The sequence below is a fragment of the Acinetobacter sp. IK31 genome (assembly GCF_035615195.1).
Taxonomy (GTDB): Bacteria; Pseudomonadota; Gammaproteobacteria; order Pseudomonadales; family Moraxellaceae; genus Acinetobacter; species Acinetobacter calcoaceticus_C.
Genome location: NZ_JANBOB010000016.1, coordinates 235,206 through 255,301 on the forward strand (window position 1 = coordinate 235,206; position 20,096 = coordinate 255,301).

Annotated in this window: 25 protein-coding genes and 1 tRNA gene; 14 read left to right on the forward strand and 12 right to left on the reverse strand. The window is 38.0% G+C overall.

Annotation, left to right across the window (positions count from 1 at the left end; genetic code table 11):
• The first annotated feature begins 81 nt into the window (after nt 1-81).
• Together MSG66_RS09735 and MSG66_RS09740 are read left to right on the forward strand one after the other, a co-directional pair.
• Nucleotides 82-1,002, forward strand: a complete 921-nt coding sequence (locus tag MSG66_RS09735) for a pyridoxal-phosphate dependent enzyme (protein WP_324653903.1) — start codon at nt 82-84, stop codon at nt 1,000-1,002.
• A gap of 37 nt (nt 1,003-1,039) precedes the next feature.
• On the forward strand, nt 1,040-1,924 hold the full coding sequence (locus MSG66_RS09740; RefSeq protein WP_324653905.1) for a hypothetical protein: 885 nt from the start codon (nt 1,040-1,042) through the stop codon (nt 1,922-1,924).
• A gap of 63 nt (nt 1,925-1,987) precedes the next feature.
• Here MSG66_RS09740 and MSG66_RS09745 read toward each other — a convergent pair whose 3' ends face one another.
• Entirely contained in the window at nt 1,988-2,206 is a 219-nt protein-coding gene (locus tag MSG66_RS09745; RefSeq protein WP_042895615.1) for a DUF6500 family protein, read from the reverse strand.
• Between the two features lie 27 nt (nt 2,207-2,233).
• Nucleotides 2,234-2,569: a winged helix-turn-helix transcriptional regulator gene (locus tag MSG66_RS09750; RefSeq protein WP_003653931.1), complete on the reverse strand. Its 336-nt coding sequence runs from the start codon at nt 2,567-2,569 to the stop codon at nt 2,234-2,236.
• 116 nt (nt 2,570-2,685) lie between these two features.
• On the opposite strand from MSG66_RS09750, the gene MSG66_RS09755 reads away from it, so the two are divergent.
• Nucleotides 2,686-3,243, forward strand: coding sequence for an NAD(P)H-dependent oxidoreductase (locus tag MSG66_RS09755; protein WP_324653909.1), 558 nt, complete (start codon nt 2,686-2,688; stop codon nt 3,241-3,243).
• A 149-nt stretch (nt 3,244-3,392) separates the two neighbouring features.
• Complete coding sequence (locus MSG66_RS09760) at nt 3,393-3,734, forward strand: DHCW motif cupin fold protein (RefSeq protein ID WP_324653911.1); 342 nt, start codon at nt 3,393-3,395, stop codon at nt 3,732-3,734.
• A 79-nt stretch (nt 3,735-3,813) separates the two neighbouring features.
• Here MSG66_RS09760 and MSG66_RS09765 read toward each other — a convergent pair.
• Nucleotides 3,814-3,903: transfer RNA gene (locus MSG66_RS09765), tRNA-Ser, on the reverse strand.
• Between the two features lie 122 nt (nt 3,904-4,025).
• Between MSG66_RS09765 and MSG66_RS09770 the strand changes: the two genes are divergently transcribed.
• On the forward strand, nt 4,026-5,906 hold the full coding sequence (locus MSG66_RS09770) for a potassium transporter Kup (protein WP_324653913.1): 1,881 nt from the start codon (nt 4,026-4,028) through the stop codon (nt 5,904-5,906).
• A 55-nt stretch (nt 5,907-5,961) separates the two neighbouring features.
• Here MSG66_RS09770 and MSG66_RS09775 read toward each other — a convergent pair whose 3' ends face one another.
• Complete coding sequence (locus MSG66_RS09775) at nt 5,962-6,396, reverse strand: hypothetical protein (RefSeq protein WP_324653915.1); 435 nt, start codon at nt 6,394-6,396, stop codon at nt 5,962-5,964.
• Nucleotides 6,397-6,651: 255 nt separating this feature from the next.
• Here MSG66_RS09775 and MSG66_RS09780 point away from each other — a divergent pair, with 255 nt between their 5' ends.
• The 3 genes from MSG66_RS09780 (at nt 6,652) to MSG66_RS09790 (ending at nt 8,716) form a co-directional block, all read left to right on the forward strand.
• Nucleotides 6,652-7,731: a DNA/RNA non-specific endonuclease gene (locus MSG66_RS09780; RefSeq protein WP_042895588.1), complete on the forward strand. Its 1,080-nt coding sequence runs from the start codon at nt 6,652-6,654 to the stop codon at nt 7,729-7,731.
• A gap of 97 nt (nt 7,732-7,828) precedes the next feature.
• Nucleotides 7,829-8,428 (forward strand): LysE family translocator, encoded by a 600-nt coding sequence (locus MSG66_RS09785; protein WP_324653918.1) that lies wholly within the window; start codon nt 7,829-7,831, stop codon nt 8,426-8,428.
• Nucleotides 8,429-8,473: 45 nt separating this feature from the next.
• Nucleotides 8,474-8,716 (forward strand): hypothetical protein, encoded by a 243-nt coding sequence (locus MSG66_RS09790; protein WP_000476055.1) that lies wholly within the window; start codon nt 8,474-8,476, stop codon nt 8,714-8,716.
• A gap of 10 nt (nt 8,717-8,726) precedes the next feature.
• Here MSG66_RS09790 and MSG66_RS09795 read toward each other — a convergent pair whose 3' ends face one another.
• The 3 genes from MSG66_RS09795 to MSG66_RS09805 form a co-directional block, all read right to left on the reverse strand.
• Nucleotides 8,727-8,891: a hypothetical protein gene (locus MSG66_RS09795; RefSeq protein ID WP_133971416.1), complete on the reverse strand. Its 165-nt coding sequence runs from the start codon at nt 8,889-8,891 to the stop codon at nt 8,727-8,729.
• Nucleotides 8,892-8,932: 41 nt separating this feature from the next.
• Complete coding sequence (gene aqpZ, locus MSG66_RS09800; protein ID WP_202743386.1) at nt 8,933-9,622, reverse strand: aquaporin Z; 690 nt, start codon at nt 9,620-9,622, stop codon at nt 8,933-8,935.
• A 131-nt stretch (nt 9,623-9,753) separates the two neighbouring features.
• Nucleotides 9,754-10,758, reverse strand: coding sequence for an AraC family transcriptional regulator ligand-binding domain-containing protein (locus MSG66_RS09805; RefSeq protein WP_324653921.1), 1,005 nt, complete (start codon nt 10,756-10,758; stop codon nt 9,754-9,756).
• 109 nt (nt 10,759-10,867) lie between these two features.
• Here MSG66_RS09805 and MSG66_RS09810 point away from each other — a divergent pair, with 109 nt between their 5' ends.
• Nucleotides 10,868-11,506: a hypothetical protein gene (locus MSG66_RS09810; protein ID WP_324653923.1), complete on the forward strand. Its 639-nt coding sequence runs from the start codon at nt 10,868-10,870 to the stop codon at nt 11,504-11,506.
• Nucleotides 11,507-11,543: 37 nt separating this feature from the next.
• Here MSG66_RS09810 and hisF read toward each other — a convergent pair whose 3' ends face one another.
• A complete protein-coding gene (hisF, locus tag MSG66_RS09815) occupies nt 11,544-12,302 on the reverse strand; it encodes an imidazole glycerol phosphate synthase subunit HisF (RefSeq protein WP_000880078.1) in 759 nt (252 codons plus the stop codon).
• A 112-nt stretch (nt 12,303-12,414) separates the two neighbouring features.
• Here hisF and MSG66_RS09820 point away from each other — a divergent pair, with 112 nt between their 5' ends.
• The 3 genes from MSG66_RS09820 to MSG66_RS09830 are packed head-to-tail and all read left to right on the forward strand — an operon-like array spanning nt 12,415 to nt 14,438.
• Nucleotides 12,415-13,365 (forward strand): homoserine kinase, encoded by a 951-nt coding sequence (locus MSG66_RS09820; protein WP_324653925.1) that lies wholly within the window; start codon nt 12,415-12,417, stop codon nt 13,363-13,365.
• Nucleotides 13,366-13,376: 11 nt separating this feature from the next.
• The gene (locus MSG66_RS09825; protein ID WP_262473160.1) at nt 13,377-14,006 is read left to right on the forward strand and encodes a DUF1294 domain-containing protein; all 630 of its coding nucleotides are present in this window, start codon (nt 13,377-13,379) and stop codon (nt 14,004-14,006) included.
• A gap of 36 nt (nt 14,007-14,042) precedes the next feature.
• On the forward strand, nt 14,043-14,438 hold the full coding sequence (locus MSG66_RS09830) for a hypothetical protein (RefSeq protein ID WP_324653927.1): 396 nt from the start codon (nt 14,043-14,045) through the stop codon (nt 14,436-14,438).
• A gap of 32 nt (nt 14,439-14,470) precedes the next feature.
• On the opposite strand, the gene MSG66_RS09835 is transcribed toward MSG66_RS09830, so the two are convergent.
• Entirely contained in the window at nt 14,471-15,373 is a 903-nt protein-coding gene (locus MSG66_RS09835) for a DMT family transporter (RefSeq protein ID WP_202743380.1), read from the reverse strand.
• 96 nt (nt 15,374-15,469) lie between these two features.
• Here MSG66_RS09835 and MSG66_RS09840 point away from each other — a divergent pair, with 96 nt between their 5' ends.
• Both MSG66_RS09840 and MSG66_RS09845 read left to right on the forward strand, forming a co-directional pair.
• Nucleotides 15,470-16,021 (forward strand): XRE family transcriptional regulator, encoded by a 552-nt coding sequence (locus MSG66_RS09840; protein WP_324654137.1) that lies wholly within the window; start codon nt 15,470-15,472, stop codon nt 16,019-16,021.
• A 206-nt stretch (nt 16,022-16,227) separates the two neighbouring features.
• Nucleotides 16,228-17,919 (forward strand): ABC transporter ATP-binding protein, encoded by a 1,692-nt coding sequence (locus MSG66_RS09845; RefSeq protein WP_324653930.1) that lies wholly within the window; start codon nt 16,228-16,230, stop codon nt 17,917-17,919.
• A gap of 48 nt (nt 17,920-17,967) precedes the next feature.
• On the opposite strand, the gene hisA is transcribed toward MSG66_RS09845, so the two are convergent.
• From hisA to MSG66_RS09860, 3 genes are all read right to left on the reverse strand, one after another.
• Nucleotides 17,968-18,699, reverse strand: coding sequence for a 1-(5-phosphoribosyl)-5-[(5-phosphoribosylamino)methylideneamino]imidazole-4-carboxamide isomerase (gene hisA, locus MSG66_RS09850; protein ID WP_042895563.1), 732 nt, complete (start codon nt 18,697-18,699; stop codon nt 17,968-17,970).
• 94 nt (nt 18,700-18,793) lie between these two features.
• Entirely contained in the window at nt 18,794-19,435 is a 642-nt protein-coding gene (locus MSG66_RS09855) for a 3'-5' exonuclease (RefSeq protein WP_324653932.1), read from the reverse strand.
• Between the two features lie 84 nt (nt 19,436-19,519).
• A complete protein-coding gene (locus MSG66_RS09860; protein WP_324653934.1) occupies nt 19,520-20,068 on the reverse strand; it encodes a DUF805 domain-containing protein in 549 nt (182 codons plus the stop codon).
• Nucleotides 20,069-20,096 lie beyond the last annotated feature (28 nt).

Sequence of the window (20,096 nt, forward strand, 5' to 3'; positions counted from 1 at the left end):
AACTCGTTTTTGCTTAAGAGTAGAATAAATGGTAAAACACAAAGGATATTAATTCCTATTTTTCAATAAAATTTATTAAATATGAACACAAAAACTCCTTGTATTAAATCAAATAAATTAAGTGAACTAAATAATTGTAATGTATGGCTAAAAATGGAATCTTCACAGCCAACAGGTTCTTTTAAGCAAAGAAGTATTGGTAATGCTTGTCAGCAATATGCAAAAAGAGGTGCAAAAAAATTTATTAGTTCTTCTGGGGGTAATGCTGGGATTTCAGCTGCTTACATGGGAAATAAATTAAGTATTCCTGTAACGGTTGTTGTTCCTGAAACAACTTCATCACAAGCCATAAATCTCATGCAGCAAGAAAATGCAGAAGTCATTGTTCATGGGAAATCTTGGGTTGAAGCCAATGATCTCGCTCTAACTTATGTAAATTCGGAAGCTGTATACATTCATCCTTTTGATGACCAATATTTATGGGACGGTGTTGCTCATATTATTGATGAAGTAATTTCAGATGGGGTAAGACCAGATGCAGTTATTTTATCTGTTGGCGGTGGAAGTCTACTTTCAGGAGTTAGCCAAGGTTTAATAAAGAATTTACTTAATATTCCTATCTATGCTGTAGAAACAGAGGGAACAGCTTCTCTAAATACTTCTATAAAGACTGGTCAGCATGCGAAGTTGGATGAAGTAACTGGAATTGCCACAACACTCGCTGCTAAACAAGTATGTGAAAATGCTTTTAGAGTTTCGCAGGCTGAACAGGTTATTAGTTTGACTGTTTCTGATGAAGAAGCTCTAGCAGCTTGTTTTAATTTTTTAGATGATCATAGAACATTAGTTGAGCCAGCTTGCGGTGCGACTTTATCAGCCTTATACAATAAAAAATTATCCTTTTCTCCAATTGATAATGTTTTAGTTATTGTATGTGGTGGGGCAACAGTCACTTTGGAACAGCTGTTCAAATATTCGAAAGATTTAGAATTAGAAATATGAAATTTCTAATGTATTTTAGAGTAGATGCAAAATTCTAATGAAGCGCAAATTAATATTTATTTTTTCAATTGTTTTTATTTCTGGATTATTACTGTCTGCTTGTCAGCCAACATCAGAACATAATGAGAATTTGAGTCTGAATCAGCAGGCCTACACTTTGCATATGGGTGAACAAGGTATTCAAGATTTTTTAAAGTATAGTGATGGCGATGTCGACAATCACCCAGCTGGCGTTAGCTTTAGAGAACTTCAATTTTCACTTCTTCATTTAGGAAAATTAAAAATAGAGAATGGTGCTAATAGTTTATTAATCGAGCATGTTTTTTCTGTATTAGGTACTCAATACGATAAAAATGAAGGGATTCAAGTTTTAGATATTGATGCCGGACTAACAAAAGAAGAGTTCGCTACCCCAGAGCAGATATATCAAAGCTATGTAGCTTTAATGAAACGTATTAATCAGGCTGGCTGGAAAAACTATTTCTTCACCGATGCTCCGCGTATCGCTAAAGAAGATAATATTAAACATCTATCGAAAAGTCGTGATGTCATTGATCCAAGTTATATTTTTAGTTTTGAAGAGTGGAAAAATATAATAAACAATAGCCCTACAAAATCATTGGGTTATAGATTGTACGCTAATGGGGTTATTTTAGATATAAGTTTAAAAAGAACAGCTAAGAATGAGCAGAATGAAGAACAATATATGCTTAGATTTAGCTCCCAGAGTGTTCGCTACAACGAAAGAGATTCAATTACTGACTCTGATAAAATGACACCTAGTGAATTCGAGCAAGCGTTTAAAAAGAGATTAACTGAAAATAAAAAATATAGGGAAAAGGAAGAGATAAAAGCTAAGGCTGAAGGCTATCATATCGATGAAGAATATACAGATCCTGATGTTTGGCCATATGTTAAATAATTAATTTCTAATTTTAAAATAATGAAAAGGCTTAAATTTAAGCCTTTTCGAATAACTCTAATTTTACTGCTCACTCAAAACCAACTGTTTAATTTTAACTGCCTTCTCGAAGTGATCTAGCTTATGCAACATAATCCACCAATGGGCTGCTTCCATAAGTAGCTCAGGGTTATCATTCTTATTTTTAAAAAAAGCGTAAAAAGATAGACCGACATTGTCTCCCTTTTTTTCAATTTTATCGTCGCATCCCTTAATAAAAATTTCTCTTAATTCATTTCTCATATTTAGTATCACTTCAAGTCTATAAAACTAAGACGGCTTATTGTGCTCGCCCCAAGCACACATCATATCTAACAAAGGAATTAAAGACTGTCCTCTTTCTGAAAGCCGATACTCAACTTTTGGTGGAATTTGAGGGTATTCCTTACGATGAATCAGTCCATCTCTTTCCAATTCTTTAAGTGTATTGCTAAGTGTTCTAAACGAAATATTGCCAATGCAGCGTTGCAGTTCATTAAAACGCATGACGGTTTTTCCATAAAGCCAATACATAATAATCATCTTATATTTGCCATTAATCAAAGAAAGGGTGTAGCCAAAACCCGTGTCTTCTAATGGTGTATATGTTGGAATGCAGTCATCCATTTTTAAAATCCATACTATCTTTTAGTATAGTATATAACATAAATTACCGTACTTATATTTAGGAAAGCATACTTCTATAATCGATTTATCTACATTTCGATAAGCGTGTTTTCATAATGAAAAAGACATTAGTCATTGTTACCCATCCTCACATAGACCAGTCTGTTGTAAATAAAAGATGGATCGAGGAATTAGAAAAACATCCTGATCAATTTACGGTTCACCAAATTTATCAAGCTTATCCAGACGGGGTGATTGATGTCGCAACAGAACAAGCGCTTGTAGAAGAACATGAAAATTTAGTCTTCCAATTTCCAGTGTATTGGTTTAACTGTCCGCCGCTTTTGAAACAATGGCTTGATGATGTTTTGGCGTATGGATGGGCTTACGGTTCAGAAGGCGACAAGCTCAAAAATAAAAAGTTTATGTTGGCTTTGTCTGCTGGTGGCCAAGAACAAGTTTATTCAGAAAATGGAGAGTATCAAATTTCTTTGGAGAAGATTTTTACCCCATTTGAACTCACTGCTTTATATGTAGGAGCAGTTTACCAACCACTTCATGCATTTTATGGTTTAGACACAAACCCGTCAGAAGACGACGTTATTCCGACTCACCAAGACATAGATAATAATGCGATTCAGTATGTTCAGAAGTTGTTAGCGTTGTCTGAGTAATTTTTAAGGTAGGAAGGCCTAAGCGTAAGGGTTTGGGTCTTTTCAAAGTAGAAAATATTTATCCCATCTTTATAATTTTTGATAAATCATTTGCAAAAATCAAATTTGTCTATAAGTTGAAAATACAATAATACGTCTTTGGAAAAATTATGAATATCGCGCCTTTTCCATTTCAAATTACAAACTGGGAAGAAATTGAAGTCACTGAATATAGCGGTGAAACTGGAAAAGCTTACTGGAAAACTCAATTTTTTGGTGAAGAAACAAATAAAATTAGGGTAAGACTTGTGGAGTACTCAGCAAATTACTTAGCGGACCATTGGTGTGAAAAAGGGCACATATTATTTTGCCTAGAAGGTGCGTTGGAAAGTAGATTGAAAGACGGACGAATATTTACTTTAACTTCAGGCATGAGTTATCAAGTAGGAGATAATTCAGAGCCACATCAGTCTTTTAGCCTGAATGGTGCGAAATTACTTATAGTTGATTAGAGTGATTTTATTTAGATTCAATAAAAAGCGTGCAATAAAAAAGACCCAAATCTAAACGATTTAGGCCTTTTTTCAATTCTGGCGGTGAGAGAGGGATTCGAACCCTCGATACGCGCAAACGTATACACACTTTCCAGGCGTGCTCCTTAAGCCACTCGGACACCTCACCAAGGTGTGCGATAGTAACTAAAAAAAAGCAATATGCCAAGTTGTAGTCAAACAGATTTGCAGAAAAACTTTCTAGCTAATGATAATATTGCGGCATATATCGTTCTATTTTGAAGACAACATATGCAAAGCACTGCAAAAAAAGCTGCATTGCCAGTGATGACACTGGCAGCCTTAGGGGTGGTCTTTGGAGACATTGGAACAAGTCCATTGTATGCCATACGTGAGTGTTTCAGAACGGGGCATATGCCAATTAGCGAAGCATCTGTTTTAGGTATATTGTCACTGATTTTTTGGTGTATGAATTTAAGTATCAGCTATAAATATGTTTCCGTAATTATGCGTGCCGATAACAATGGTGAAGGGGGGATCATATCGCTGTTGGCGTTAAATCTTCGCTCTTCGGTCTTTTCAGATAAAAATAAGATCTATCTCATTGCCCTTGGTTTTATTGGCGCATCCTTATTTTTTGGCGATGGAATCATTACACCTGCAATTTCTGTACTCTCTGCGATTGAAGGTTTGAGTTTAATTACACCTGCTTTAGATCAATGGCTGGTTCCAATTGCATTAGGAATTTTAACCGCACTGTTTATGGTACAGCGACATGGTACAGCGACAATGGGGAAATTCTTTGGTCCAATTACCTTACTTTGGTTTATTTCTATCGGCTTGATTGGTCTGTGGAGTATTATCCAAACGCCATATGTATTGATGATGATTAATCCTTACTGGGCACTGAATTTCGTATTTGAACAACCAGCCATTGCATTTATCACCATGGGTGCTGTTGTACTGACGATGACAGGTGGTGAGGCGCTATATGCTGATATGGGGCACTTTGGACGTATGCCAATTAAATTGGCATGGTTCATTATTGTATTGCCATGTCTATTGTTGAATTATGCGGGTCAAGGCGCATTGTTATTGCGTAATCCTCAAGCGATTGAAAATCCATTCTATATCTTAGTTCCAGAATGGGCTTTGTTCCCAATGATTGGATTAGCCACAGCCGCGGCAGTGATTGCCTCACAAGCCGTGATTACAGGTGTATTTTCAGTTGCTAATCAGGCAATTCAATTGCGTTATTTACCTCGATTGACAGTTCACCATACATCAGACGTAGAGCAAGGGCAGATTTATTTACCTTTTATTAATTGGGTATTATTTATTTCTGTCGTGATTCTGATTTTACTTTTTGAAAGTAGTGCAGAGCTTGCTAGTGCATATGGTGTCGCGGTTACCATGACCATGTTATGCGGTACGATTTTAATCTCAACATTGGCCTATGGGGTTTGGCGTTGGGCGTGGTGGAAAGTCGCATTATTTACTATTCCATTCTTATTCCTTGATTTAGTTTTTGTTGCATCAACATCGCTTAAAATTTTAGCTGGTGGATGGGTGCCAATTTTAATTGGTGTCGTGGTTTATACGATTTTGATGACATGGAAACGTGGGCGTGAAATCGTATATAACCGTATGGAAACCAATGCATTACCGATCGAGTTATTCATAAAAAGCATTGGGATGAGTAAAGAGACACATTTTGTTCCCGGTGAAGCAATCTTTTTAACAGGTACTCCAAATATAGTTCCACATGCAATGTTGCATAATATTAAACATAATAAAGTGCTGCATAATCGTAATGTGATGCTCACGGTATATACGCAAGATATTCCTTATGTAGCTGAGGCTGACCGCTTAAAAATAGAGAAACTTGATGATCATTTCTATCGCATCTTTGTTTACTATGGTTTTAAGGATCAACCGAATATTCCAAATGCTTTGGAACAAGCTTATAAAGAGTTAGATTTTGAATTTGATATGATGCAAATGAGTTTCTTTATTTCAAGAGACCGTATTGTGCATACAGTGGGTGATGGTATGTCTCCATGGAGAGAGAAACTGTTTATCTCTATGCAGCGCAATACCAGTCCAGTGAGTGACTTCTACCAAATTCCAACCAACCGTGTGGTTGAGTTAGGTAGTCAAATCGAAATATAAAAATTCATGAAATAAAAAAACCAAGACACATGTCTTGGTTTTTTTATGGCTCTGTTTATTGAGCTTGAACAGGTGCATCTGCTGGCAAAGGACCATCTTTTGCCATTGGGTCTGCCGACTGAGTTGGATCCGCCGGAGGTGGTGTCATATTTTGGTCTTGTGGCGCTGGAGACGCTTGATTTGGTGCAGGAGCATCCATTGGTGCAGCCGGAGGTGCCATTTCACCGCCTGCTGGAGGCGCTGGTGGAACATCTGCCGGAATAGGAGCACCTGTAGGCGCTGCATTTGTTGGTGCAGCAGAAACTTGCTGTACTTGTCCGCTATTAACTAAGTCACTAATAGAGCCGGGTTGGCCATTTACAGTTGTTGTAACTTTTACTTTAGACAAACTTTCTAAAGTATCTCCTGGCTGGACTGCTGGTTCAGCCAAAGCGGCCATACTACATAATCCCGTGATTACGCCAATACCAATAATCTTTGAATGGATCATTAAGTGGACTCCGTTTATATTTTTATCCAAATTTGTGGAGCTAACCATGTCATAAGCAATCAGTGCTTTTCAATGAAAGATACGCAATTGACGTAATTCAATAGCCAAAGCCTCTAAGAAGCCCAACAAATTGTTACGTATAGTGGAGTAGAGTTACAAAAAATATGACTATGTTTTAACCATTTGAAAGATAAGAGATATACTTAAAAAAGCAGGATTGTTAAGCTGCGGGTGGACAGTGGTATTGATATAAACATGGCAACTAAAAAACGTAGTAAGGGTACAAACCAATTTTCTATAAGTGGACATTTCGGCAAGATTATTCTTGCTTGTATTGCGGCCGGAAGCTTTGCAATTGCTTTTGGTAGTGAAAAAATTTCGCAGTGGTTTTCGCCTTTAAGTACCAATTCAACTTGTCTTAATCAGTTTTATCGTGAAGTACCACCCGCTTTAAATAAAGAAAGCTTAAAAAAAGACAGTTATCCGCTGTGCTTTAATGGCTTTAATGTCTTGTATTCAGGCATTTCTAAAACGCCGTTATGGTCGGCTGAACATCTAAGTCCGGAACGTTTAAGTGTCAAAATTAAGCGTGAAGATAGTTTTCATGAAGAAACCCGTATTGATCTAAAGCACCGTTCACTGTTAAGTGACTATCGTGGCTCAGGTTATGACCGTGGTCATATGGCACCGAATGGCGATATGCCAAATAAAAACTCACAGTCTGATAGCTTCTCGTTGAGTAACATGGTGCCGCAAGCCCCTAAAAATAATCAGGAAGTCTGGCGTAAACTTGAAGAAGCCACACGTGCCCTTGCCACTAAGCAGAAACAAGATGTATATGTGGTTACAGGCCCTGTTTTTGAGGGTAAACGTCTTAAAACTATTGGAAAGGGTGTAATTGTTCCAACCGCCGTTTATAAAGCGGTATATATACCAAAAACAGGTGCTATTGGGGCTTACTACGCACCCAACAATAATTCTCTGCAAGTGAGAGTGGTGAGTGTTTGCTACCTTGAAGAACGATTAGGCGTTAACCTGTTCCCGCAGTTAACTGAGCAGCAAAAGCGTAATGTCTATCGTCTACCTTTAACGGTCACATCGGTTAAGCCAAATCAGAAGTTAGACTATTTACATTGGGATGGTGAGAGCCAATGTGAACAGGACTTAAACGCTGATCAAATTAAAGCTTTACAAGATCAGTTTAAAAAGCAAAAAAGTGGCTCGTCAGAACCAATGGAAGCAAAAGTTCCAAGCATTGATGAAGAAACACGCCAAGCGATTGTGAAACAATTGGTTGAAGCCTTGGTGAACTATTTCTTGCAAATCTTGAAGTAAGCAGCTTTTTTGATTGTTATTGCAACACAGTAATTGTTTAAAATAGAATCCATAGACAGATCTGTCTATGGATTCTATTTTAATAAGGACAATAACAATGTTTGCTTCGATGTTTCTTTTTTCATTTGCAATGTCTATTACCCCCGGTCCCGTAAATACCGTAATTTTATCAACCAGTTTAAATCATGGTTTAAAAAGGTCGCTTCCTTACATTTCAGGCGCGACCATTGGCTTTACCTTACTTTTGATTTTTATGGCATTTGGGCTTCAGAGTTTATTAACTCAATTTCCTGTGGTATTAAAAATTCTTGCGATTTGTGGCATCTTATTTGTTTGTTATATCGGTATAAAAATTATTCTTTCTGCTGCCAACATTTCCATTTCAAATGCTCCTGTAGAGCATATTATTATCCCCAATTTTAAAGATGGCTTCTTGTTACAGTGGCTTAACCCCAAGGCTTGGCTAGCGTGCGTGTCTGGCATTACCATGTTTACAAGCATTGAAAACCCACAGTCGTTGCCCATCTTTATCATTATTTATTTCTTCACTTGTTATGCATGTTTGTTCTTTTGGGGACTATGTGGCGATAAATTTTCGGTGGTACTGAATCATGGCAACCGTTTGAAATATTTTAATATCTTGATGGGAGCATTCTTAATTTTATCAGCACTTTTAATTTTGATTGATTTTTTTTAAATTGGTCGTATTACACTGTGAACATATAACAACGAGACAACACCTATGTTTAAGCCATTTGAAAAGGGTACAGAGTCTTCTTCAATTGAAGATTTAACATTAGAAAATGATGTCGATTGCGTCAGCATTTATGGCAACTTGCAAATTACTAAAGACAAAGTCGGTTTAGAACAAGCGAAGGCATTACAGAGCTTTTTAAACGATGTAGTTGCGGCTTTGGAAAAAGAAGAATTGCCTGAGAAAATTGAACGTCCAGCTGAACAAGAAATTAATAATCCGTTTTTATAATTTATGCATTCTATGTCTTATATTTAGCATGGCCGTGCTGCCATACAGTCTTTAATACCACGTTAGGTCTTATTGAGTTTGTATAGACATTTCTTACTTTTGAAAGCCCAAAAGTAAACAAAAGGCTTTGTTGATCAGAGGGTACATCCATGTACCCCTGCTCAACAGGTGACATCCATGTCACCCACCGCGATAGTAGATTGAGTCTAAGAAAAGTTAATCCTTATCCCCAGCAACCACTTTATAAATAATCGCCCCAATCACAGCACCTAAAATTGGAGCCACCCAGAACAACCATAATTGACTTAAAGCCGCAGTTTCAGCAAAGAATGCAACGCCTGTACTACGTGCAGGGTTCACCGAAGTGTTGGTTACTGGAATACTGATTAAGTGAATAAGCGTTAAGCCTAAACCAATTGCGATAGGAGCGAAGCCAGCAGGCGCTCGACGGTCAGTTGCACCTAAAATAATGATTAAGAAGAAAGCAGTAAGTACCACTTCAATTAAGAAAGCAGAACCTAAGCCAAATTTATTTGGTGATAAATCACCAAAACCATTTGAAGCAAAACCACCAACGCCGCTAAAGCCAGCTTGACCTTGAGCAATAATGTAAAGAACAAATGCAGCAGCGGTCGCACCAACCACTTGTGCAACAATATATGGAATTAAATCTTTAACATCGAAGCGGCCGCCGACCCAAAGGCCAACACTTACCGCGGGATTAAAATGTCCACCTGAGATATGCCCTAGAGCATAAGCACCTGTCAGTACGGTTAAACCGAAGGCAAGGGCTACACCTGCAAAGCCAATACCAAGTTCGGGGAAAGCTGCGGCTAACACTGCGCTACCACAACCACCAAAGACAAGCCAAAATGTACCTAGAAACTCAGCAAAATATTTATTCATTATGATTACTCATCTATTCGTCTATTTTAATTAATGTGAATTACGTCACACAAATTTGAAGCATGTGACTATATGAAATTTTTGTTTTCAGTGTTGTTTTAATCAAGAAAAGAATTGTAAGTTTTGGTAGGTTAATTATTGTTCAAAAAATAATCTCGCCATTGTTGGGGTGTTTGACCTGTCCAATGTTTGAAAGCTCTTTGAAAAGCACTTTGCTCTGAATAACAAAGCAAAAGAGCAATCTCTTGTAAGCTTAAATGCGGATCTTTTAAATATTCAGTCGCCAACATAAATCTCACTTGTTGTACTCGCTCCTGAAAGGTGGTGTTTTGCTGCTGCAAATGTCGTTGTAGCTGTCTAATAGATAGGCTTAAAGAATTTGCGATTGATTCGATTTGATATTGGTTTTTTTGTAGGCCCGTTAAAATGGCATATTGAAGACGTTGATCTATTTGAGTCGAACTGGGTAATTTGTCTAATAGTGCTTGTGCTTGCTGAACAAGTAACTGTTGTAATGTATGGTCTGCGCTACTTAAGGGCTTTTTAATTTCAGTAAGAGGAATTAACAGTTCGGTACGTGGTTGATTAAACTTAACCCGACATTGAAAATATTTTTCATAGACCATCATATTTTTAGGTGCAGAATTTAAAAAATGCACCTCATGTAAATGTACATCTTGATGTGACATGAAAAGCCGTAAAAATTGGACGACTAAGGCAATCGCAATTTCATCGGTCAACTGGGTCGGATGAAGCTCGGTTGCTTCCCAACGAATAGAAGCATATTGCCCATGTAGTTCAATAGCTAAAGGGCTACCGTCATAGATCAGGCGATGAAAATCATAATAACGAGTTAATGCTTCACCTAAGTTGTCACAAGATAAAGCAAGGTAGGCAATAATCCCTAAGTGTTTAGGCTGTACATATTTTGCAATTTCGAGGCCTAATGCGGGCTTCGGATCTAGCTGATAAATGACTTCTAATAAATCACGCCAAACCACATAGTCAAAGCGTTCCAGATTTTGAATTTTTTCTAATTGCTCAGGAACTGCTAACTGATTGGCCACACAATAAGCTTTTAACAGGTGTCCCAATCCTCCATAGACAGAACCTGTGTAATTTTTTAGTTGTGGCATCCCTGACCACCTCTTTCTTGTCGTGATTTGTCAATCAAACCATAAATTCTGGTCAATACATAGCATATCGAATTTTATATTCTGAATAAAAAGAAAAAGGAGTTAGGCGATGTTAAAAGGGTTTATTGCTGGAATTGCGGTGGCTAACGCATTTGAATGGGTCGCTCATAAATATATTTTGCATGGGGTACATCGTGCTGGACAACCGAGATATAGCCCTGTGCCAAAAAGTATGGAGTCGCATTGGGCACATCATCGTGAAGTACGCAAACAGCAATTTCATGATGATTGTTATGTGGAAGGTGTTGGAAACTGGCGGACTAAAAATGAGTTAATTTCACTAGCGGTGGTGGCAACTGTTTCAAGCGCAATTTTCTATCCATTTTCAAAAGGTATGGCACTTGCAGCTTGGTACAGTGCCGGTAATTATTATTATATTCATCGCCGTGCACATCTGGAGCCTGAATGGGCGAAGCGTAAAATTCCGTGGCATTACGACCACCACATGAACTCTAATCAAGATGCCAACTGGTGTGTGACCAAGCCTTGGTTTGATTATGTCATGGGAACCCGCGTTGTTTCTTCGGCAGATTTAAAAGAACAAAATCCTTTGGGCATAAGGTTACCAGCAGCGCTCGCTCAACCATTGTCTCAAGCAATAGAAAAAATATTTCCTGCAAAATGGGTCGAGAAAAAAGAAAAACCTAAACTCATCGGTGATGTGAATGTTGTAGACGGTGCTGCATAAAAAAAGGGGCATATCGCCCCTTTAAATATCAATATGCTTATAAGCGCATTTCAATGCCTTGTTCAGCCAAATATTGTTTAGCTTCTGGAATGGTATATTGGCCAAAGTGGAAAATACTTGCTGCCAATACTGCATCGGCACCACCTTGTAAAATACCATCTGCAAGGTGTTGTAAGTTACCTACACCGCCAGATGCAATCGTTGGAATGGTAACGCGGTCATTAATAGCGCGCATTAAAGCAATATCGTAACCCGCTTTAGTACCGTCGGCATCCATACTGGTAATGAGTAACTCACCCGCACCATAGTCAGCCATTTTTACAGCCCATTCAATCGCATCAATACCCGTTGGTTTACGTCCACCATGGGTAAAGATTTCCCATTTGTTATCACCAGTTTTTTTAGCATCAATTGCAACCACAATACATTGCGCGCCAAAGTGCTGTGAAGCTTCTTGAACAAATTCTGGGTTAAATACGGCAGCTGAGTTAATACTCACTTTATCTGCCCCTGCATTTAATAACGCACGAATATCTTCAACTTTACGTACACCACCACCAACAGTTAATGGCACAAATACAGTCTCTGCCATACGTTCAACAGTACGGTAAGTAGTATCACGTCCATGATGTGTAGCGGTAATATCTAAAAAGGTAATTTCGTCTGCACCTTGTTCGTTATAACGACGTGCCACTTCAACAGGGTCGCCAGCATCACGAATATCGAGGAATTGAACGCCTTTAACTACGCGTCCGTTATCAACGTCTAGGCAAGGAATAATACGTTTAGCAAGCATAGCTTTTTCCAAAAATAATCGCCGTTGGTGAAAGTTCCTACACAGGCGCTACACCTTCATGGAGGGAAGAGGTATTCTATCAAACTTCACAGATGTTTTTTGCAGGTTTTCCATGTCGGTTTATACCACTTTGAGTTTAGATGAAGTTCGCGCCTTTGCTGCACCTTATGGATTAGAGGTGTTGGAGCTGAACCCAATTCAGGGAGGTATTCAAAACACCAATTATTTTTTGGTTGATGTAAACCGTAAGCAATATGTACTCACTGTATTTGAAGAGTTAGATGCGCAAGGGGCAGGCGAACTCATTCCAATTCTTGAACAATTGGGAACGCATGATGTACCAGTGGCTGTGCCGTTAAAACATAGCGGACAAGCGGTTCATGTGATTGCAGAAAAGCCTGCACAGATTGCACCACGTTTAATGGGTCACCATCCCATGCAAACTACAGTTGCACAGGTTGCTGCTATTGCAGACGCACAGGCAAAGCTGCATGTTGCTTTGCAAGATTTTCCGCTTGAGCGTGAATATAGACGTGATCACCAATATTGGACGAGCGTGGCCGAGCAGCTTAAACCAAGCATGACTCCAGAGGACCAAACTTTACTTGAACAGGTCTATCAAGCTTTTAATGCGAAAACAGCACAATATTCAAATCGACCAACAGGTTTTATTCATTCAGATTTGTTCCGCGACAATACTTTGTTTGAAGGCGAACAATTACAAGGTATTCTAGATTTTTACGAGCTAAACCAAGATGAGTTGCTGTTTGATATTGCGATTACCATTAATGATTTTTGTACCGAATATCCAGAGGCACATTTAAATTTAGAAAAAGTAGAAGCTTACTTAGATGCATATCAAAAAGTTCGTGCGCTTACTTCAGATGAACTTGAATGTTTAGATGTATTCTTGGCAATGGCGGCGTGCCGTTTTTGGTCGATGCGTTTGCAAGTTGCTCAAAAAAATAAAGAAGAAGGACGTACAGGCGACGACATTTTGCAAAAAGACCCGCTAGAAATGCGAGCAATGATGCAAGACCGTTTAAGTCATGTAAAAGCATAAAAGGAATAGAGATGCGAGATCAGGGGCGATTAGTCGAATGGTTCGACGAAAAAGGTTATGGCTTTATTCAGCCAGATGATGCTGAAAAAGAGCGAGTCTTTTTGCATATTAAAGATTTTGCGCGCCCCGGACCTCGGCCAATTATTGGCTGTGCACTGGAATATCTGGTTATTCTCGATGAACGAGGTCGCTTTCGTGCCCAGCAGGTGACCTACCTAAAAGCATCTCAAACTCGTAAAACGTCAAAACCTGTAAAAACAGAATCTTCTTTTCAAGCTAAACCCTGGTCTGCCATGCAAATGGGGATCGTCGTTTATTTTATTTTAATGGGCATTATGAGCTTTATCCATACTTTGCCAGCTTATACCCTATTGTTTGTTTTAATGATGAATGTGCTGGGTTATTGGCTCTATTCACAAGATAAGGAAGCTGCACAATTGGGTAATCGCCGTGTGCCTGAACAAACATTGCATATTGTCAGTTTTTTAGGGGGCTGGCCTGCTGCATGGTGGGCACAACAAAAACTGAGACATAAAACACAAAAACAACCCTTTCGTAAGATTTATTTTTGTACCATATTCCTTCATTTACTTTTGATTTTATGGCTAATTTCTCCCTTAAACGTATTGCGGGGCTCATAAAAGTAAATTGTTTTATTAAACTTGAGAGGTATAAAAATGAATAGTTCTATCGACCAAGATTCAAATCGTATTTTAACACTTGTTTTATATGTACTTTATATTGTTGCTATTTTTACTGGTGGCTTACTTGCGGTTATTGCTCTAATTATTAACTACGTAAAACGCTCTGATGTACAAGGTACAATTTTTGCGAGCCACTTTACATGGCAAATCAGAACATTCTGGTGGTATCTCGTTTGGAATATTATTGCGTTTCTGCCGTTTATTTTCTTGTTCTTTACTGGTGAAAATACCGATCTGTTTGCAGGGGTTGCAGTCTCATCGACCGTATTCTGTGTAGGTGTAATTGGCGCTGCGTGGATCTGGATTGTATATCGTGCAATTCGCGGCTTGATTGCTTTAAATGATAACCGTCCGATGTATCAACCTTAATAGATAAAAAAGAGAGCATTTCGCTCTCTTTTTTATTCTTGAATTCTTTCGACTTTTTTGGTCGGCAACTTAATTTTTAACTCACTCACTAAAACACCTAATACAACTAAAGCACCACCCAATAGGGCTATGACTGGTAAACGCTCACCAGCAATTCGACCAATAATGCCCGCCCAAACAGGTTCTCCTGCATAAATAATTGCAGCACGTGAAGGATCAACTACGCGTTGAGCCCAGTTCATCACAAATTGAATGAGTGCGCTGGCTAAGCCTAATGCAACGGCAATCAGTACCAGAGACCATGAAAATGCTGGAATCGAATGTTCACCGACCACAGGCATAATGGCAAAAGAAAGTAGAGAGGCGACGCCGAGTTGAATGATTGTGACACGGCGTAAATTTACTTTTCCAGCAAAGTAGCTAATAAAAATAATCTCTAAAGCAATCGCAAATGCACCAAGCACTGTTAAAAGCTGCCCAAAACTTAATGAAATTTGCTTAAAACCATTACCTGTCAACAAAACAAGACCAGCAAAAGCTAGAGCTGCTCCAACCCAAGTCATAATATGTGGAGTTTTTCTAAAGATAAGCCACATTAAAAGAGGGACAAGCGGCACATAAAGTGACGTTAAAAACGCTGATTCACTACTTGGAATGGTTTGCAGGCCAATCGTTTGAGTTCCATAACCTGCCGCAATCACAAGACCAATCGCGCTACCGGCACCTAAATCTTTTAATGTTACGCCTTTCATACTTTTTAATGAAATAAGCAGTAACGTTAAGGCAGCTACTGCAAAGCGGCAGCCCACAAAAAACATAGGTGAAGAAAAATTCAGTGCATATTGCACGGTAAGGAATGTTCCGCCCCAAATAATTGTAATGAGGATAAGAGCTAAATGGGGGGCTTTGCTTGAACTCAGAGAAATTGATGGCATATCTGATCAGGAGGAATTGTGCAATATACTGCACATATTGCAGTATTCCTATGTTTTGTGCAATATATTGCTCATATTTTCTTTGTTACTTATTTTATGATCCAGTCCAGCACCGTTTTACAGCATGTCGGCACAAACATTCGTTCATTACGAGATGAGCAGGGATTAAGCCAACAGGACTTGGCCGATCAAGCGGGTGTAAGCAGACGAACAATCGCAGCTTTGGAAACAGGGCTGGTCAATATTAGCTTGGCTAAACTCGATGCGATTGCGGTAGTGTTGGGCGTAGATTTTAGAACGATTGTGAGTGCACCAGAGCTCAAAGAACAAGCTTTAGTGAATGTACTTGCTTGGCAGGGAGACAAAGAAGAAAGCAAAGCAACTTTACTGGCTTCAGTTCCATCTCGGTCTCAAGTTGAGCTTTGGACATGGTCATTGGCGGTGGGGGAATCTTATATTGCCGAAGCTGATGCAGAAGGGTGGCAAGAACTTATTTACGTATTAGAAGGTGAGCTGACCATACAATTTACCGACAGTACAAAAATCATTGCTGCTGGTTCATCTTTTAGTTTTGCTAGTTCAGTGACTTACACCTATATCAATAGTGGTAATCAAGTCCTTAAGTTTATTCGTAATGTGGTGTATTGATTGCTTAACTCTTAATTTTTTAATAAAAAGAGTCTTTAACAGTTACATCGGCCATCAAGAACTATGCAATGTAAGATAGGCTATTTTAAATAGCTATCAGTGTTATTTAAACAAAAAACACGAATATGAATAAAGAAGGCAAGCTATGATATTTCTTATGTAATGAAATTATTTTTAACCCATTTTAATAGAAAAAAGATACAGAAATGAAGTTTTTATTAAGTTCGCAAGATATTCAAAACTATAAATTTTTATGGCAAGTTTCTAAAGAAAATTATAAGAAACAGAAGGTTAGTATGTTTCTCATGTTTTTATTAGTGATGTTTGCAGCATTCTTTACGACATTATTGCCATACTTGTTAAAAATTATTATTGATTATTCTGCACAGGAATATAATTTTTCACTAGATATTCAGCTCCCATTTAATTTTTTATATCTAATCGTACTTGCATATGCTGCAGCATGGTTAGCGAATGAGTTATGTAATTGGACTAAAAATATTTTTAGTGCTTACTTGATGGTTGATTTCAAAGGTGCATTAATCTTTGCGGGCTTAAAAAATTATTTAAATCTTAAAAAAAATGAACAAGATCAAATTGAGGCTGGAACAGTAATCAGTGATCTTGCAAGAGGAAGTTCTGCTTTTAGTGAGATTAATTTAACATTGCTTCTTCATTTGGGACCAATTATTTTTCAATTAGTGATGATTTTTGCAGTTTTATTTACGACCATTAGCTTAATTTTTAGTATCAGTTTTTTATTGGTCGCTATCGTTATTTTTTTAGTTTCCTTTCATATAAATAAAACAAGTAGTTCACTATTTAATGCCATGTATGAACAAGATAATCTGGTGAATAGTCATTTGATACATCAAATATCCAACTCCTATGAAATTAAAGTAAAAAATGCAGTTCCGTTTCAGTTGTCAAAGTTTAATGAAACACTAAATTTATACATTACAACAGCTAAAGATAGGAACAAAAAAATAGGGCTATTGATGATTTCTCAATTGTTCCTGATCTTTCTATTTTTACTCGTTTTTATGTTATTTACAGTATTTCTTTCAACGGAAAAGCAGCTTACAGCGGGTGCTTTTGTATTGATAAGTACCTATATTATTCAACTCACCAATCCATTTCTGGCGGTTTCCCAAAGCTTGATGCGTTTAAATGGCAACTTTGTCGCCTTAGCAAAATATCGAAAATACTTTAATCTTAATAAAGAAAATTATACGCATTCTATCGTTCAAGATTCCAATATTCTCTTTCAATTTATAAATGCTAAATTTTCACTTGGGAAAAGAGCCGTAGATCATTTTAATTTAAAAATATTAGCCAATAAAACGTATGTAGTGATTGGGCAAACTGGCTTGGGAAAGACTTCTCTCATGAATTATTTAATGGGCGTCTATCAGATTCAATCAGGGCAGCTTTTGTATAAGAATATTGATATTAGTCAAAATTTTTCTAAGCATATTTTTGATGAGGTTGTCTACGTTGCACAGCAACCAGTTATTTTTCCTTATTCTCTTAGAGATAATTTAGTTTATAACTCTCAACATATATATGAGGATTCTTACTTACTTCAGATGCTTGATCAATTTAACCTGTTACATATTTTGAAAAAGCATCAGCTGACACTTGATGATGATTTAACTGAAATCTATAAGAATTTTTCAGGAGGAGAAAAGCAAAGAATTTGCATCCTTCGAGGCCTTTTAGCTCGCCCTCAGCTCATCATTCTAGACGAACCGACTGCAGCTTTAGATGTAGATACTGCAAAAAATATACTTGAATATATTCAGCAAGTCGTTCCATCCGTAATTATGATTACGCATTCACCCTATGCAATGGAACTTGCAGATGAGGTTATCGATTTAGAAAAGTTATTAAGCTAAAGATTATAAAAAAAGAGCCTAAAGCGGCTCTTTTTTTCATCTTAAAAATTAAAGACGATTTTCATCTAACAAAAGCTGAGCTTCACGAAGATTCAGTGAACCTTCATAAATTGCGCGGCCTGTAATCGCACCTAAAATGCCTGGTTGGCCTATTAGGTTGCGAACGTCATCAAGGTTAGTTACGCCACCAGATGCAATTACTGGTAAACCTGAGTATTGAGCTAAGTTTACAGTTTGCTCAACATTTACACCTTGCATCATGCCGTCACGAGCAATGTCTGTGTAAACAATGCTAGATACGCCAGCATCAGCAAAACGTTTTGCTAAATCAGTTGCTTTAACGTCAGTTACATTGGCCCAACCGTCAGTTGCAACCATGCCATTCATGGCATCAATACCCACAATGATGTGGCCTGCAAAGCGTTTACAAGCTTCTTCTACAAATTCAGGCTCTTGAACTGCTTTAGTACCGATAATGACAAAAGTCACGCCAGCTTCTAAATAATGTTCAATTGTTTCTAATGAGCGAATACCACCACCAATTTGAATTGGTAATTCTGGCTGAGCTTTAGCAATTGCTTCAACAATAGGTTTATGAATTGGAGTGCCTGCGAAAGCGCCATTCAAATCGACCAAATGCAAACGACGTGCGCCTTCATTTACCCAATGTTGGGCAGTTGCAACCGGATCATCAGAGAAAACAGTATCGTCTTCCATACGCCCTTGTTTTAAACGCACACATTTACCATCTTTCAGGTCAATTGCAGGAATGATTAGCATGCTTCCGCTCCTTGCTTCATCATGATTATGAAATTTTGCACATCTTAGCAAAGTATTGATCAATCGCTAAGCCTTAGAAAAGACTTTTATAACTTTACGCTTGAAGTGCGGTTTGAATAGTTTGAGAAATGTGAGCGGGTAATAGTTTTTGTTTTCTGAGCTCTAGAAATACTAATAAAGCAGCATATGCATCGGCGGCGGCGTAGCTGATTTGCTGAGAGCTAAGCGGCTTTCGTGCCCAATTTGAAGTTCCAACTTTTTTCGACTTTGCTAGATATTGCCTAAATAATAGCGCAACCGCTTTTTGCACCCCCATTTGCTGTGTAAAACCAAAGTGGCTAAAGCCTTTGGCGAGGTCGACACAACCTTCGAGTTCAATGCCTTTTTTATGAAAAATATACTTATCATTTTTTAGGCCAAAACCGACTTTAATTTGTTTTGGGTTAGATAAAATGGGCTGTAAGAATTTTAAAGTGAATGAATTTACATGAAACAGATATGCTTTTTGTTCAGTCGCTAACTGAATAAGATGTGGACCAGTTGAGACTTCGCCCACCCGAAACGTGGGTTTTGATTCGGAATCAAATCCTAGAAAATGGGCTGCTTTTAATTCATTTTCAATATTTTTACATTGCTCGATATTTTCAATCACCACTATATTTTTGTGGTTAAGATTTTCGAAAGGAGGAAGCTGCTGAATAGAGGCTTTATCAAGGAGGGGAGAGGCTTCGGACATATTTAACAGCATACAAATTGAGCTTATTAGCTTTATATATGAATAAAGCCTAGAGGACTAGGCTTTATGAGTGTCTTTAAAAAACTATTGAGACTGAGACGGCGTACCAATGACAACGCTTTCGCTTTTCTCAACATAACCTTCATAGGTTGGAGCCATAATTGTCGCAATAATTGCAAAAACAAAAGCAAGTGGAATCAGGACAATATAGATCCAGCCTAAAACACGCTCCCAGCCAAGAGTTGGGCGCTGTGGACCATAATCATTAGTGCCCTCTGTACCTTTTGCTGCAAATAGATAAATCATAAAAATAAAGTTTACAGCAGGGATAAGCATCAGTAATGACAGCCATCCCGTATTATTGCGGTCATGTAGGCGGCGAATAGTAAATACAAAGCTGACATAGATACAGGCAATATAAACAATACCTATAACAATCATTCCTGCGGTGGAAAGACCGGATAGATCTTCACTATTTGTTAGCCCAAAAGTGAAAGCGACAATAAGAACTGCGATCACAATTACGAGTGTAAATAAGAGGGTCCATGCAGCATAAGAGAGTCGTCCAAAACGACCACTTGCTTTAAAGGGTGAATCTTGTTGAAGCGGTTGATTTTCAAAAGGTGAATTCATTTTATTTTCCTGATCATTTGGTTTTATA

Coding starts and splice junctions, on each gene's coding strand:
- MSG66_RS09735 (WP_324653903.1), top strand. CDS start 82: ATGAACACAAAAACTCCTTGTATTAAATCAAATAAATTAAGTGAACTA.
- MSG66_RS09740 (WP_324653905.1), top strand. CDS start 1,040: ATGAAGCGCAAATTAATATTTATTTTTTCAATTGTTTTTATTTCTGGA.
- MSG66_RS09745 (WP_042895615.1), bottom strand. CDS start 2,206: ATGAGAAATGAATTAAGAGAAATTTTTATTAAGGGATGCGACGATAAA.
- MSG66_RS09750 (WP_003653931.1), bottom strand. CDS start 2,569: ATGGATGACTGCATTCCAACATATACACCATTAGAAGACACGGGTTTT.
- MSG66_RS09755 (WP_324653909.1), top strand. CDS start 2,686: ATGAAAAAGACATTAGTCATTGTTACCCATCCTCACATAGACCAGTCT.
- MSG66_RS09760 (WP_324653911.1), top strand. CDS start 3,393: ATGAATATCGCGCCTTTTCCATTTCAAATTACAAACTGGGAAGAAATT.
- MSG66_RS09770 (WP_324653913.1), top strand. CDS start 4,026: ATGCAAAGCACTGCAAAAAAAGCTGCATTGCCAGTGATGACACTGGCA.
- MSG66_RS09775 (WP_324653915.1), bottom strand. CDS start 6,396: ATGATCCATTCAAAGATTATTGGTATTGGCGTAATCACGGGATTATGT.
- MSG66_RS09780 (WP_042895588.1), top strand. CDS start 6,652: ATGGCAACTAAAAAACGTAGTAAGGGTACAAACCAATTTTCTATAAGT.
- MSG66_RS09785 (WP_324653918.1), top strand. CDS start 7,829: ATGTTTGCTTCGATGTTTCTTTTTTCATTTGCAATGTCTATTACCCCC.
- MSG66_RS09790 (WP_000476055.1), top strand. CDS start 8,474: ATGTTTAAGCCATTTGAAAAGGGTACAGAGTCTTCTTCAATTGAAGAT.
- MSG66_RS09795 (WP_133971416.1), bottom strand. CDS start 8,891: ATGTCACCTGTTGAGCAGGGGTACATGGATGTACCCTCTGATCAACAA.
- aqpZ (WP_202743386.1), bottom strand. CDS start 9,622: ATGAATAAATATTTTGCTGAGTTTCTAGGTACATTTTGGCTTGTCTTT.
- MSG66_RS09805 (WP_324653921.1), bottom strand. CDS start 10,758: ATGCCACAACTAAAAAATTACACAGGTTCTGTCTATGGAGGATTGGGA.
- MSG66_RS09810 (WP_324653923.1), top strand. CDS start 10,868: ATGTTAAAAGGGTTTATTGCTGGAATTGCGGTGGCTAACGCATTTGAA.
- hisF (WP_000880078.1), bottom strand. CDS start 12,302: ATGCTTGCTAAACGTATTATTCCTTGCCTAGACGTTGATAACGGACGC.
- MSG66_RS09820 (WP_324653925.1), top strand. CDS start 12,415: ATGTCGGTTTATACCACTTTGAGTTTAGATGAAGTTCGCGCCTTTGCT.
- MSG66_RS09825 (WP_262473160.1), top strand. CDS start 13,377: ATGCGAGATCAGGGGCGATTAGTCGAATGGTTCGACGAAAAAGGTTAT.
- MSG66_RS09830 (WP_324653927.1), top strand. CDS start 14,043: ATGAATAGTTCTATCGACCAAGATTCAAATCGTATTTTAACACTTGTT.
- MSG66_RS09835 (WP_202743380.1), bottom strand. CDS start 15,373: ATGCCATCAATTTCTCTGAGTTCAAGCAAAGCCCCCCATTTAGCTCTT.
- MSG66_RS09840 (WP_324654137.1), top strand. CDS start 15,470: ATGATCCAGTCCAGCACCGTTTTACAGCATGTCGGCACAAACATTCGT.
- MSG66_RS09845 (WP_324653930.1), top strand. CDS start 16,228: ATGAAGTTTTTATTAAGTTCGCAAGATATTCAAAACTATAAATTTTTA.
- hisA (WP_042895563.1), bottom strand. CDS start 18,699: ATGCTAATCATTCCTGCAATTGACCTGAAAGATGGTAAATGTGTGCGT.
- MSG66_RS09855 (WP_324653932.1), bottom strand. CDS start 19,435: ATGTCCGAAGCCTCTCCCCTCCTTGATAAAGCCTCTATTCAGCAGCTT.
- MSG66_RS09860 (WP_324653934.1), bottom strand. CDS start 20,068: ATGAATTCACCTTTTGAAAATCAACCGCTTCAACAAGATTCACCCTTT.